The organism is Anabaena sp. CCY 9910 (assembly GCF_963920875.1).
GTDB classification, from domain to species: Bacteria; Cyanobacteriota; Cyanobacteriia; order Cyanobacteriales; family Nostocaceae; genus Trichormus; species Trichormus variabilis.
In genome coordinates this window covers 113,250-127,424 of the sequence record NZ_CAWUDJ010000006.1, presented here as the reverse complement: position 1 = coordinate 127,424, position 14,175 = coordinate 113,250, and the positions used below count along the sequence as shown (strand labels likewise).

The following is a 14,175-nucleotide window of genomic DNA, read 5'->3' as shown; positions in this document are numbered from 1 at the left end:
CTTATCATTCTGGGATTACGCTTTATCGAAGGGAGGTAGGGGGCAGGAGGCAGGAAGCAGGAGGTGGGAAATAAATTTGCGGTTTAGTATTGCTTTTTTTGCTTGAGTCAAAATAACTTGAAAACGCTGATAAAAGGGAAATTCAGTAGTTGAGTTATAAACATCTTTAGTCAAATTCTGTCCTCTGTCTTTTAAATTTTGCCTTTTTTCATAGCTTTACTAAACTTAATATGCCAACCAATTTTCATAGCTCACCTCGTGTTGCATCAGCTAACACTAATTCTTACGTAAGTAAGTTATTGATACCACGTTCCCAACGTCGGATATTCTTTCTGCAATTTACCTTGATGACTATTATGGGCTGGGTTGTAGGTGGTATTGCCAGTATCGCTTTAGAAAAAGTTTTCTGGGAAAGCCTGCCGAATGCTTTTGCCTCTGCACCAGAAACCTGGAGTTTTTGGGTAAAATTGCTAAGTAATGTTGTATTTGCTGTAGTTTTTGCTGCCGATCAAGCTTTAGTTATCCGCCGTTATATTTCTGGACGCTTGTGGCTACTGGCTACCAGCATAGGTTGGTTGATTGCCCATAGTGTGGCGAGTGGTTGGGCTAATTATATTTCGTCTATTGCAACTTCCCTCAAGGAAAGTTTAACCTTAGAAATAACCGTTATATTGGCTTTTTTGTCAACATTTTTATACATTTTTTCCGGAATTTGGCTGGGATTGTTTCAATGGTTAGTTTTAAGACGTTATACGACTAAATCTTGGTGGTGGACTTTGTTTCCTTCCATTTCTTTCCTGTGTATTAGTTTGTTAGTTTGGTTGCTTTCTTTGGGGCAAAATTTATTTCCCGAAAATTACCGAACTCCTATATTGTATTGGAGTCAACAAGGATTTACCGCTATTATTCTAGGAATTATCCCGGCAATTGGTTTATGTAGTTTAAGAAGAAACTCACATCGGAAAATCGGAATTACTAGCTCATCTTAAGTGGCTATTTGCTGGATCTAGAGTACAGGTTGCATATATGATGAATAAGGACAAGATTTCGCAAAATCAAATCACGCCACCCATTGCGGATAAACAGCCCCAAGTTTTAGAATTGCATGGCGATCGCCGAGTAGATAATTACTTTTGGATGCGCGATATAGATAACCCGAAGGTAGTGGCATATCTAGAAGCAGAAAATTCATATACAAAAGTCATGATGCAGCATACAGAAACGCTGCAAAAAACTCTTTATAATGAAATGCTCTCACGGATCAAAGAAACTGATTTATCCGTACCATATCGCAAGGATAATTATTATTATTATTCTCGAACTGAAGCCGGCAAAGACTATAGAATTCATTGTCGAAAAGAAGGAAATTTAGATGCTCCAGAAGAAGTACTTTTAGACGAGAATGAGTTAGCTGCCGGACACGATTTTTTTGAATTAGGAATATTTGCTATTAGCCCCAATCATCAAATACTAGCTTATTCCTATGACACCAGTGGTTCCGAGCAATATACGCTTTTATTTCTTGACTTAACAACCCGTGAGTTATATCCAGAAACTATTGCTGATACTTATTTTTCTTTTTGTTGGTGTAATGATAATCAAACATCATTTTATACAAAAATTGATGCGGCGAATCGTCCTTACCAGCTTTTTAAGCACACTTTAGGAACACCACCTACACAAGATCAATTAATCTACCATGAACCAGATCATGCTTATGCTTTATATGTAGGGAAGACCCGCAGTCAAGCATATATATTGATGACTTTGCAAAGCAGCATCACTACAGAAGTTCACTATTTAGATGCCAATAATCCTGAGAGTAACTTTCAGATAATTTATCCACGGGAACCTGGAATAGAATATGACGTTGAGCATCATAGTGATTACTTTTATATAGTCACAAATGAAGCTGCTACAAACTTTAAATTAGTAAGAACTCCCCTAACTATGCCATCCAAGGAGAATTGGCAAACTGTTATTCCCCACCGTGAAGATGTGCTGTTATCTGGAGTTAGCCTGTTTATTAATCACTTAGTCATCTATGAAAGAAAAGATGGCTTACAAACTGCTAGAGTACAAAATATATCTACAGGTAGTGAAGATAATATTATTTTCCCAGAACCAACTTATCAGTTTTATGAAGGGAATAACCCGGAATTTAATACTAATATTTTGCGGTTTAATTACACTTCTTTGATTACACCGCCATCTGTGTTTGATTATGATATGGAAACCCACGAGCAGGAGTTAAAAAAACAGACAGAAGTTCTGGGGGACTATGACAAAAATCAATATCAGAGTGAGTGGTTACTTGCTACTGCTGAAGATGGCACACAAATTCCCATATCAATTGTGTACAAAAAAGGGATTGAAAAAGATGGGAAAAATCCTTTACTGCTGACAGGTTATGGAGCCTATGGTGCATCTTATCCGGCATCTTTTTCATCAGCTAGACTAGCATTGCTAGACCGGGGTGTAGTGTTTGCTATTGCCCACATTCGAGGTGGTGAAGAAATGGGGCGCAAGTGGTATGAAGATGGCAAATTTTTGCAGAAAAAGAACACCTTTACAGATTTTATCGCCTGTGCTGAGTATTTAATCAACGAAGGTTGGACAATAAGCGATCGCCTAGCTATTACAGGCGGTAGTGCAGGTGGTTTATTGATGGGAGCGGTGATTAATTTGCGTCCCGAATTGTTTAAAGTTGTAGTTGCCGATGTACCTTTTGTAGATGTAGTGACAACAATTTTAGATACATCTTTGCCCTTATCAGCAATGGAGTGGGAAGAATGGGGTAATCCTAACGATAAAGTCTACTATGAGTATATGAAATCTTACTCACCCTACGATAATGTCGCAGCCAAAGATTATCCCCATTTGTTAATTACTGCTGGCTTAAATGATTCTCGCGTTAAATATTGGGAACCAGCCAAATGGACAGCTAAACTGCGAGAACTCAAAACAGATGATCATGTTCTGTTGTTGAAAACTAATATGGATGCGGGTCATAGTGGCGCATCTGGACGTTATGAAAGCCTACGGGAACTTGCTTTTGAGTATGCTTTTATTTTGGCTCGTTTGGGGTTGTAGATGAGACTGAGAATAAGGGACATGACACAAACTCAGTCTACGCAGGTGGACTAGCAAAAAAATCAAGCTTTTTAAACCCGCCTGCGCGGGTTTTGTCTGTATAGCTACAACCTCTATTCGAGAGAAGCATCTATGCCACATTAACAAAATGCTGATGCTGTATTTATTTTGAATAATGGCTAGCGGTACTAGAATTTTCAAGCAATTTTTGTTTTCTTAATTTTGAATTTTGAATTTTGAATTGATATAACCCGTCTATGAACAAAATCAATCGTGTTGCTATTATTGGTGGTACTCACGGGAATGAATTTACAGGCGCATTCCTGGTTAAAAAGTTTCAACAGTTTCCTGATGTAATTAAAAAACCTAGCTTTGAAACCTTAACAATACTAGGTAATCCCAAAGCTTTCCAGGCTGGTAAGCGCTACATTGAAAAAGATTTAAATCGTTGTTTTTTAACTGAAAGCTTGCAAAATCCAACTCTTTCTAGTTATGAAGACATCAGGGCGAAACAAATAGCCGGAGTTTTAGGAGAAGAGAATAAACCCAAAGTAGATGTAGTTATTGATTTACACAGTACAACTGCAAATATGGGATTGAGTATTATTTTAGGTAATCAAGACCCATTTTTATTAAAGCTATGTGCTTATTTAAGTGAAATTAATCCTTTAGTAAAAGTTTGCTATACAATCCCCGAAAAGGGTAGTAATTTTCTACGCTCTCTTAATAAACTGGGTTTTGTGATTGAGGTAGGGGCAGTAGCTCAAGGTGTATTGAATGCTGAATTATTCCAAAAAACTGAACAATTAATATATACGATTTTGGATTATGTAGAAAAATATAATCAAGGCAATATTCCCAAAATCAATAATTTACTATCTCTCTATAAATTTACAGGTACTATTGACTACCCCAGAAGCAGAAATGGTGACATTCAAGCGATGATTCATCCAGATATTCAATTTCGAGATTATGAACCTCTAAATCCTGGTGACCCTTTGTTTTTAACCTTAGATGGTAAAGCGATCGCCTATGAAGGTACATCGACAGTTTACCCCATATTTATCAATGAAGCCGCCTATTATGAGAAAGGAATCGCCATGCTATTCACCGAAAAGCAACTCATAAATCCGTCATCTTGAATTACTTAATGAATTGCCTTTTTTAATAATTGGGGAATCAAAGAAGGACGTTCAGCAACAGGAACTTCGGCTGCTTCAAAAGCTGTAATTTTACTTTGAGCAGTGCCAAAATTAGGTGGACGACCGACAACAGTCGCTAAAGTCCCAGTTTGTCGCCAAGTTTTTCCCGGTGGCGCTTGTCTACCGGCGATATAAGCAATTACTGGTTTATCAATTGCTTCGGTAATGTATCGCGCGGCTGCTTCTTCACTACCCCCACCTGGTTGTCCGACTAAAACGATCGCCTCAGTTGTGTCATCTTCATCGAGAATTTGTAACCATTGCAGAAACGATGAACCCACGATCGCATCACTACCAATGCTCACACTAATTGATTGTCCCCAGCCAGCTTGAGTTAATTCTCGCGCCACTTCATACGTCAAAGTACTGCTACGGCTAACAATACCTACTACTCCGGGTGTGTAAAATTCACTTGGTTGAGTACCCAAGAGGATTTTTCCAGGGACAATGATTCCCGGACTGTTGGGGCCGACTACCAGAGTTTCCCCAGCTTCAGCTTTGCGGAGTAATTCCACCATATCCAAAGGTGGCACACCAGCAGAAATAATAATAATTTGTCGAATATGAGAGGCGATCGCCTCTAAGGCCGCATCTAGTACTTGATAAGGGTGTACACAGATAATTGTGGTGTCAATACTGCCAAATTGCCCTACTACCTCCTCAACCAAATCAAAAACAGGCAGATGATAAAGTTCCTGTCCACCGTATCCAGGCTGAACACCAGCTACCAAATTTGTACCATAGGCTTTCATCTGGGCAATATGATTCTCAGAAATGAATTCATGGAAGCCTTGAATAATAACTTTACTATCTGGCGTTAAGTTCATAAGGTGAGGGATGAGAATTGGGGAAAGGTAGCACAGACCCAAGGGGAACTACGAATTAATGATATCCTCTTAACTCAGCATTCAGGAAGCTGCTCAACACCCTGTTATGCACTTATAATTCATCCACTCAGGAAACTTTTTTATACGCGTGTGATTTAGTCAAACGAACTGCGGTTGCCACTGCTTCGTCTAAATCTTCTACTAATATCAGTCCCTCTTCATGGGTTTGTAAAGCCGCTAAAACCTCCTTCGCTGCATTCAACTCCGAACCGGCTAGACGAATGACTAATTGCAGTGACTGATGTTGACTAAGGTTTTTACCATTAGACTTGGCAATTGATGGCGGATATTCACCTTTGTTCTGTTGTATGAATTGAGCGATCGCTTGTGCTGCTTCTTCTGGTTGAGGAATACTTCCTAGTAAGTTAATCAAGATCACTTGAGTATTTTTGTCAGCAGCCAAGGTATTTAGACCTTTGGTGAGGCGATCGCCAAATTTAGTTGGTGACAGATCAGTAATTGCTGCATGGCGTAGATTCAGACAAATTCCTGGTTTACCACCCCCACTAGCAACTAAATCATAAGTCGCCAAGATAGAACCAGTACCATTACCTAAAATACCAATTCTGCGTTGTTTTTCTAAATTATTCCAGTCACGCCCATTACTAAAACTTTTATCATAATGACGAGGGATTATTTTGGCTGCCATTGCGGCAATTTCTGGATGTCGCCCAATAGCCCTTTCGTTGACTCCAACTTTACCATTAAGAGCCATCACCTCACCAGCAAGGTTGACACCCAGAGGATTTATTTCTACTAAATCCAGGTCTTTCTGCACGAATAGCTGGTACATTTTTTCTAACACTGTGCTGACCGACTGCATCAGCGTACCTTGCAGACCCATCTTTAAAGCCAATCTACGAGCATAAAAAGGCGAAAATTCTTGCTCAACCACCACATACTGCATTTTTTGATCAGCTAACTCTAAATCAATATCCGCTTCTGTGGAACCTAAAAGTACTGGACGACAAACAGCAGTATCTAAAACTACAGCCAAATAAAATTCCTGGTGAGAATTATACTTAGATTCTGCTAACAGAACTTCTGGTAATTCACCCCATATTGATAGATTAAAGATCGTTTGAGCTGCTGCGATCGCGTCGATTGTGGTTTCTACCATTCTTACACCACCGACTTTTTCCCTCTCTCCCGCATGAACCTGTGATTTCAGCACAATTGGGTAGCGAATTTTTAAGCGTTTTAAATCTGTAGGATGGTCAATTCTTTGGGATGGCAATACAGGAATGCCTATTTCTCCAAACCATTCTTTAACTTGGTACTCCAATAAATCCATTGCTATGCACCTTAATTTATACGTTTAGAAAATTTCTCTGGTGCTATTTTCCATTTTTTACCGCACCTTCATCACATAATCAAGTCTTGTCCCACTATTAAAACTGATTTTTTACGTATCAATTTTATCGAATTCCCTTCATGGAGCAAATTAATTTTTGAGATTAACTCCTAAAACGATATTTTAAAATTATTTTTATTAACATCAAACGCTCAAAAGGCTCTAGACCTGTTTTCTGGAAGGTGAGAAACTTTAACCCCTCCCTATTGCCCAGTCACTACTTTCACGTCAGAGGTACTCTATAGAAAGGCTCATGCCCCCATACTTCTACAAGCAAACAAGCTATGACTTTCTCCTAAAAAGACGCTAAAGCGAACAAAACTTGCTCAACATACTATAAGCTTGTGTCTACCTGGAGTAATTAATACTATCAGTAAATATACAGTTGCACAATCAAATCAGCTTAAAAATGGGGAGTAGAGAATTATCAATAAGATTCCTCCTCCTGATACCCGGTTTTAATTCCCAGAAAATTTATTATTCCCATTTTTGAATTGTAATTTCTATTACAACTCAGATTATAAAATTTAATAATCAACATTCTGAAACACTAATAGCACTAAGTCCTGGAGGATTATTTTTCTTTTGGTGAAAACTCAGAAGTTGTGTTAAAAAGTTGGTCTATCAGATATTACGGTTATGGTTGGTTACACTGTGCATCTGTATTCAACAAACGAACACCCTTCTTTTTCGGTTCTCACCGATACAGAAAATATTATAGAAGACCAGCAGGAAGGCTCTATGAGAGTAGCAGTCCAGCAGGAAGATTTACAGCTATTAAGCAGAACTTTGCAAGAACAATTTCTTGCCGAAGTTCCCTCTGGTGAATTTTTCCAGATTAAGTGTGCGGTCAACAAAGATGAGTTAATGATCCTAGCTCAACATCCAGTTAGCGTAAAAGTTGATACACAAGAAATTTTTGCAGTACTTGAGGAAGCACTGCAATCATTACCACCTTATCAGGATCAGCCAGTCCAATGTTTTCTGAGAATTGTCGGAGAAAAACTTCCTTACGCTAAACGTTCCCTGACTATGAAGGGATACCGACAGGTGGAAAGCCCTGACATTCCACAAGATAATGAAGATCAAGAAAACGAGGATACAGAATCTTTTTCATCGTTAGCATTACCTTTGAGTTATTCAACCACAACAGATACCCTCGAAGACGAAGAAGAAGTATTTGACCCCCTAGCTGGTACACCAGATTTATTAACAAACTCATCTCAGCGGCCATTAAAAAAGATTTTGTTAGGGGCTGTGGTGGGAATTTCTCTCTTAGGTAGTGGTGGCGCTTACCTAGTGACTCGTCCTTGTGTGATGTCTGTGTGTCAAGAATTTCAAACTGCCCAGCAACTCAATACTCAATTTCGGCAATTGATCAGTCGTGCTAGGTCAGAAAAGGACTTGACAACATTACAACAACAGTTAGAAACAACTACCACCGCCTTAGGTGTAATTCCTGCTTGGTCATCTTATTACCAACAAGCAGCAGAACTCAAAACTAATCTGTCTGGACGTTCCGAAAAACTTAGCCAAGTCAACAAAGCTTTGCAGGCGGCTTCAGTTGCAGAGCAAAAAATGCAAACTCCTGCTACTAGTCAAGGCGAATTACAAGCTAGACAACAACTTTGGCGACAAGCGATAACGCCCCTGGAAGCAATCAGCCCTAATCATGAACTATATGGACTGATACAGCCAAAATTGTTGAAATATCGGATTCATTTGCAAACCATCAATCAGCAATTACTCGCTCAAGAAAAGTGGGTGAAAAAGTTAGCAGATGCGAAAGGCGTTGCCAGTGTAGCCAACAAGTGGGAAACAACAGCCAAATCTTTGAAAGATTGGCAAAAGGTGCAGTCTACTTGGCAAGTAGTAATTAATGCCTTGAATGTTATACCTCCGTCGAGTCCAGCCTCTCAAGAGGCACAACAACTATTACTAGAATATAAACCTAAACTTGCAAGAGCGCGCGATCGCGTTACCATCGAACAACTAGCAGCTAAAAGCTACCAACAAATTCTTGTTATAGCCAGCCAAGCTAAAGCTTATGAGCAAAAACAAGAATGGCAAGCAGCTGTTATTTATTGGCAACAAGCTTTACAGGCAGCTAAACAAATTTCTAACAATAGCTTGTATTACAATCAAGCTCAGAGTTTAATCACACCATACTCAGCTTCCCTGCAACAGGCGCAAGAAAAACTAATTTTAAATAATAGTTGGCAGCAAACCCGTGCTGATTTAAATAAAACTTGCTCTAGTGAAATTAGGATTTGTAATTTTACCGTGGACGATAAAGGAATCATCGTCAAAATTACCCCTGAATATGAACAGGTACTACAAAGTACTGTTTCTGAGAACAACGCTCAAGATTCTGAGGCGGCAGTTGGCGTTGCTAATCATTGGCAAACCTTACAAGAAGCTTTAACAGTAATTAGCGAAAATGCCAATTTGCCTCTGTTCATTTACAATGTCCAAGATCAAGTAATTTATATGCGAACACCAGGGGAATAGTAGCTGGAGCGCCCTTAGTGATGGCGGGGCGTTTAGCTTGCTTGTGCTAGTCCCCAGTCTCCTATCCTAAATATCCCAGAACTCACGCACTCAAATGCTCCAATCCCGCATTTCTGACACATAGTAGGGGCGGGTTGAGCAAAATACTCCTGAATGATTCGAGCATATAGCTGAAACTGCCCCTACAGACTCTGGACTGAGGTTGCAAGAATTGGTGTGAAATCCGGGCAATGCTCTTTTATGGGGGAATCAAAATTTCCAACTTCAGCGCATAAGCCCCATATCCTCCCCAACTTATTAGGGTGGTGGCGGTGGTGGTGGGTCTGGTGGTGGTGGTGGGTCTGGTGGTGGCGGTGGTGGTGGGTCTGGTGGTGGCGGTGGTGGTGGGTCTGGTGGTGGTGGTGGCGGTGGGTCTGGTGGTGGTGGCGGTGGTGGGTCTGGTGGTGGTGGTGGCGGTGGGTCTGGTGGTGCCGGTGACGGTGGGTCTGGTTGTATATTATTGATATTATTTAGATTGCCATCAGCATTATCCCCAAGTTGTTGAGCATTTTGGAACAAAATTTCTCCTGTTTCTACTAATGAATCAACCAGAAAATTATCGGTTATGAAATCATCTTCGTCAGTATCTTCATCTATTACCTCAGAGGAAGTAGTACTTAGTTCTAAAAAAGCTGGGTTTTCCATCACCCCTTTACCAACAAGAGGTGATTGTGTTGCCAACGCGGCCATAATTTCTGCTCTGACACCAGCAATAGCTGGGTCTGGTGTTGCTGAAGAGTTTTTGCCGGTTAAATCTAAACCCTCAGCCAAATCACTTGTTTCATAAAAATTCTGTAGATCAAAATCATATAAACTCTGAATTTCACCTTTGACAAGAACTAAAAGTTGTCCTGCTTTTAGAGGTTGAGTTTGAGATGCGTCCTTGTTAGACACTGCTATCCCACTATTTGTCAGGGCACCAATAATCGTCGTATCCGTTTTTTGGTCATAGCGAATGAATAGAGCCGAACCACGAATGGCGGCTGTTGCGCTTGGTGTTTGAATACGTGTTTGTCCTCTTCCCGGTGGAATTAGTAGTAATACTGTCCCATTAGACAATCGAAAATTCCGCGTCCTGGGCATAAATTGAAATACTGCTTGTTCTCCAACCCTTGCCAGAGAACCGTCGTTGAAACGCAAGTCTGCTAAAGAAGCTCGACCAGTTGATAGTCCATCCCCTGGAATAATTGCATCTAATTTCTGTGCTGGACGTTTATTTCTAGATGCTCTTTGAATTAATTGCACAAAGTTACGAATGCTCTGAACCTCAGCACGATTTAAGGGAGTATTGGCATTCACTTGAGGTGGCGAAATCAATACCATCACCCCGCACAATCCAAGAGAAAATAATGGGATAAGGTTCAAGCGCATAATTTTGAATTTAAAAAATTTAACTGAAACTAACCCAGCAAAACCAACTTAAATTTTTAAATTATTATTTTGTTAATTTTATATTCTAGTGCGTTTTGACTATAAATTATCTCATTTTCATCTGCTAAATATAATATGAAATTGTGTACATTTAAGTGTAATATTGAGATTCATCTTTACATCGATTCATTAAGATGTATCTTCAAGGCTGGCAACATTTTTTACTAACGATTTTGGTTGCTTCTATTAGCGGAAGCGGCTTTTGCATTAAAGCAGATGCAGCAAAGGTTAAACAGTCTGATAGATTATATTGTCATAATCAGATAGACAACGAAGAAAAAGATTTTTATATTGAAAACAGAAATTCAACGATATGCCAAACCAGCACTAACTCGCCGTTGTCTCAGTTAGATCGGTTTGATAGGTTATCTAGACAACAGATCCTATCAGATATCATAGCCGCAAAATCGCCAACTCCTGAAGTTATTCCCACTGATGAACCTGATTTCATACTTCCTAATCATAGTATTAGTCAGCAAAATAATGAATCTCCTCAGTTAGAAGGACAACCTGGCTTTGTTCCTCAACCTAACCAGAAACCGATGGAACCTTTATTAAATTCACCCCCAGTAAATTACGGTGCAAGGTTAGAGAGACTAAGACAAAGGTTGCGGGAAGCAAAACAGCCAAGTTCGGAAGGGGAAAGTTACCGGGAATTAGGATTAAGGGTGAGAGAGAGAACATTACCAGCACCGATTGAACAACCGCCACAACCGCCGACAGAGCAACCTAGAGATAAGTTTAAACCCATAGGTTCGTTACAAGCTTATGTAGGCTATTTTCATACAGATAATGTTTTTTCGTCTGATACTTCACCGATAGAAGATGGGTTGTTTTTTTATGGATTGAGACTCGCTTCAGCATATTTTCCCTTGGGAAAGAGTACTTATTTAAGTGGATCGATTGAGGGTAATTTGATTCGTTATGTAGATCAAACAAAATACAATTACAACCAGTTAGCATTTAACCTGGGTATTTATCAACAGTTTTCCAAACGAATGTATGGTGAAATCGGTTGGAGTAATCAACAGTTTTTTTATGCTAAAAATAGCGATGTTTTCCAAGCCGGAAATCGCTTTCTAAATGAGAACTCTTTGTATTTATCTTTAGGAAGAAGAGATCCTCTCACCGACAAACTGACGCTAGATAGCTTTTACGAATTGAGTTGGAAGTTAGCTGACCCGGATGATCGTAGTCGGATCATGAACTCATTCTGGTTATCTTTAAGTTATTCCCTGCAAAAGCCTCTAAAGATTGGGTTGAACTATCAGTTAAACTTATCAGACTTTACAGAACGCGATCGCCAAGGCGTAGCTCATCGCACCGATCAATATCATCGCTTATATGGCAGCATTATTTACCGTACATCCGGTTCTAGTAGCTTGAATCTTCAGACTGGCTTTAGTTTTGGTGATTCTACAGCAAGTAATATTGATTTTGAAAGCTGGTTTTTGAATATTAACTATCAATTGAAAATTGGAGAATTTTAGATTTGGTCAATTCAAAGGTTGTACACCAATGACCAATGACCAATAACTAATAACTAATCCAATCACTCCAACTACCTGCATACAGTTTACCTGTATGAATCCCGGCTACTTCTAAAGAGAGTAGGTTTACACAAGCTGTTACACCCGAACCACAGTAAACTAAAATTTCTTCGGCTGTCGCCAGATTTTGCCATCTTTGTTGATGTTCTGTTAGGGGAATTGAGTAGCCACCACTATCTGTAACTTCCATCCAAGGATAATTGACTGCGCCGGGAATATGACCTGCAATTTTATCAATTGGCTCTCGTTCACCTCGGTAGCGATCGCTCTCTCTTGAATCGACCAAAATGACCTGCGGTAAATCTTTACGAGTTTTGACAGTATTAATATCTACTAACAGTTGTGTTTGTATTTGCGGCACAAAGTTAGCTGTTTTAACTTGAGGAATAACATCAGTAATAGGATAGCCAGCTTGTTCCCATTGGCTAAATCCCCCATTTAGCACCGCAACTTGCTCATGTCCTAAATAGCGCAATAACCACCACAGACGAGAAGCAAAAGCAAAGCGAGAATCATCATAAGCAACAACCAAAGTTTTTTGAAACTCTATCCCCATACTTGCTAACTTCTGCGCCAACTCATCCGGATTAGGTAAAGGATGTCTCCCACCATACTCACCCACAGGACTGGAAAGATCCAAATTTAAGTCGAGGTAATAGGCTCCTTCTATATGACTTGTTTGGTACTGCTGTTTTCCTAACTGTGGATCGGCTAGAGAAAAGCGACAGTCAACAATCACAACATCGATATTGTGAAGGTTCTGCAAAAGCCAACTCGATGAAACAACAAATTGAGTATCCGTCATAAGGGACTTTTCCACTAAAAAATATCCTGTCTACTGAGCAGTGTTGAAGTATAGTCTCCTGCTTTATCTAAACTATAAATATTAACGTTTATCTACTCATGTCGGAATTGCAAAAATTTATACCCCAGCCCACAGGAGACGGTTCTTTTACCTTTTTCTCCCAAGAATTTAATGAGGCTTTCCACAGTCATTTCGGAGCCAAACAGGAAAGTTTTTTCAAGTTTGTCAGTCCGACTCAGTTGGCTATAGCTGCTCACCAACCAGTTTTGCGCTTATTAGATATTTGTTATGGACTAGGATACAACACAGCCGCAGCCTTGGAGACAATTTGGGAAGTCAATCCTAATTGTGCTGTTGAATTAATTGCTTTAGAAATGAATCTCTCTGTACCCCAAGCAGCTATTGAGCATCAGTTATTCGATAACTGGAACTACTCATACACAGATATTTTGACTAGGTTAGCTTTTGAACAACAGGTGCAAACAGATCGCCTCAAGGCAAAACTTATAATTGGCGATGCTAGAAACGCTATTCGTGAAGTAAATAATTTAAATTTTCAAGCTGATGCTATTTTTTTAGACCCCTTTTCACCTCCCCAGTGTCCACAATTATGGAGTGTGGAATTTATTCAACAAGTAGCACTGTGTTTACACGAGAGTGGCTTGTTAGCAACTTATTCTTGTGCGGCTGCGGTACGTACAGCACTGTTAATGGCAGGATTGCATATAGGTTCGACTCCACCAGTTGGTAGGCGATCGCCTGGTACTGTTGCAGCGCATCCTCAAAGCTTTGAATGCAACATCCACTCAATACTTCCTCCCCTTTCTCAAGCGGAGGAGGAACACCTTTTAACTCGTGCAGCAATTCCTTACCGCGATCCAAAACTTAATGATCCTGCTGATGTAATCGTGGCGCGCCGACGACAAGAACAACAAGCAAGTTCGCTGGAACCTACATCACGTTGGCGGAAACGGTGTTTACCACGATCGGTAATAAGTCCTGAGATATAAGCTCTGGGTAATTCCCCGTAAATTATGCCCAGTTGCTTCTAATGTATTTAGGCGTGTCTATTCAGTATTAATACTTAAATAGTTATAGGTTCAAAATATTTACTGAGAACAAATGTAAAAATTTCAACAAGATTTTCAAATTTTCCTAAATAAATTGAGGCATGAATATTAAGTTTGTATAATTTATGTATTGTAATATACGATTTTACCTGTGAATTGAAATTATGTGATGATTTGCTTAATGCTCTGAAAGAAAATAAACACCGATTTTGTACCAGCTAAATAGAAGCAAA

General features: G+C 39.6%; 10 protein-coding genes. 6 read left to right on the top strand and 4 right to left on the bottom strand.

The genetic code is table 11. The annotated features are described in order from the left end of the window. Nucleotides 1-230 precede the first annotated feature (230 nt). From ACM5QX_RS07495 to ACM5QX_RS07485, 3 genes are all read left to right on the top strand, one after another. Nucleotides 231-989 (top strand): hypothetical protein, encoded by a 759-nt coding sequence (locus tag ACM5QX_RS07495; protein ID WP_414753046.1) that lies wholly within the window; start codon nt 231-233, stop codon nt 987-989. Between the two features lie 40 nt (nt 990-1,029). Further along, nucleotides 1,030-3,093, top strand: coding sequence for a S9 family peptidase (locus ACM5QX_RS07490; RefSeq protein WP_414753100.1), 2,064 nt, complete (start codon nt 1,030-1,032; stop codon nt 3,091-3,093). A 257-nt stretch (nt 3,094-3,350) separates the two neighbouring features. Continuing rightward, nucleotides 3,351-4,235: an aspartoacylase gene (locus tag ACM5QX_RS07485; protein WP_414753045.1), complete on the top strand. Its 885-nt coding sequence runs from the start codon at nt 3,351-3,353 to the stop codon at nt 4,233-4,235. Between the two features lie 5 nt (nt 4,236-4,240). Here the strand turns inward: ACM5QX_RS07485 and ACM5QX_RS07480 are convergent, their stop codons facing one another. After that, the gene (locus ACM5QX_RS07480) at nt 4,241-5,122 is read right to left on the bottom strand and encodes a succinate--CoA ligase subunit alpha (protein WP_414753044.1); all 882 of its coding nucleotides are present in this window, start codon (nt 5,120-5,122) and stop codon (nt 4,241-4,243) included. Nucleotides 5,123-5,249: 127 nt separating this feature from the next. Next, entirely contained in the window at nt 5,250-6,476 is a 1,227-nt protein-coding gene (locus ACM5QX_RS07475; RefSeq protein ID WP_414753043.1) for an ATP-grasp domain-containing protein, read from the bottom strand. A 699-nt stretch (nt 6,477-7,175) separates the two neighbouring features. On the opposite strand from ACM5QX_RS07475, the gene ACM5QX_RS07470 reads away from it, so the two are divergent. Further along, entirely contained in the window at nt 7,176-9,047 is a 1,872-nt protein-coding gene (locus ACM5QX_RS07470; protein ID WP_414753042.1) for a hypothetical protein, read from the top strand. Between the two features lie 297 nt (nt 9,048-9,344). Here ACM5QX_RS07470 and ACM5QX_RS07465 read toward each other — a convergent pair whose 3' ends face one another. Then, entirely contained in the window at nt 9,345-10,409 is a 1,065-nt protein-coding gene (locus ACM5QX_RS07465) for a FecR domain-containing protein (protein WP_414753041.1), read from the bottom strand. A gap of 242 nt (nt 10,410-10,651) precedes the next feature. Between ACM5QX_RS07465 and ACM5QX_RS07460 the strand changes: the two genes are divergently transcribed. Further along, the gene (locus tag ACM5QX_RS07460; protein ID WP_414753040.1) at nt 10,652-12,007 is read left to right on the top strand and encodes a hypothetical protein; all 1,356 of its coding nucleotides are present in this window, start codon (nt 10,652-10,654) and stop codon (nt 12,005-12,007) included. Between the two features lie 46 nt (nt 12,008-12,053). On the opposite strand, the gene ACM5QX_RS07455 is transcribed toward ACM5QX_RS07460, so the two are convergent. After that, on the bottom strand, nt 12,054-12,872 hold the full coding sequence (locus ACM5QX_RS07455) for a sulfurtransferase (RefSeq protein ID WP_414753039.1): 819 nt from the start codon (nt 12,870-12,872) through the stop codon (nt 12,054-12,056). Between the two features lie 98 nt (nt 12,873-12,970). On the opposite strand from ACM5QX_RS07455, the gene ACM5QX_RS07450 reads away from it, so the two are divergent. Beyond that, a complete protein-coding gene (locus tag ACM5QX_RS07450) occupies nt 12,971-13,882 on the top strand; it encodes a tRNA (5-methylaminomethyl-2-thiouridine)(34)-methyltransferase MnmD (protein ID WP_414753038.1) in 912 nt (303 codons plus the stop codon). The last annotated feature ends 293 nt before the right edge of the window (nt 13,883-14,175 follow it).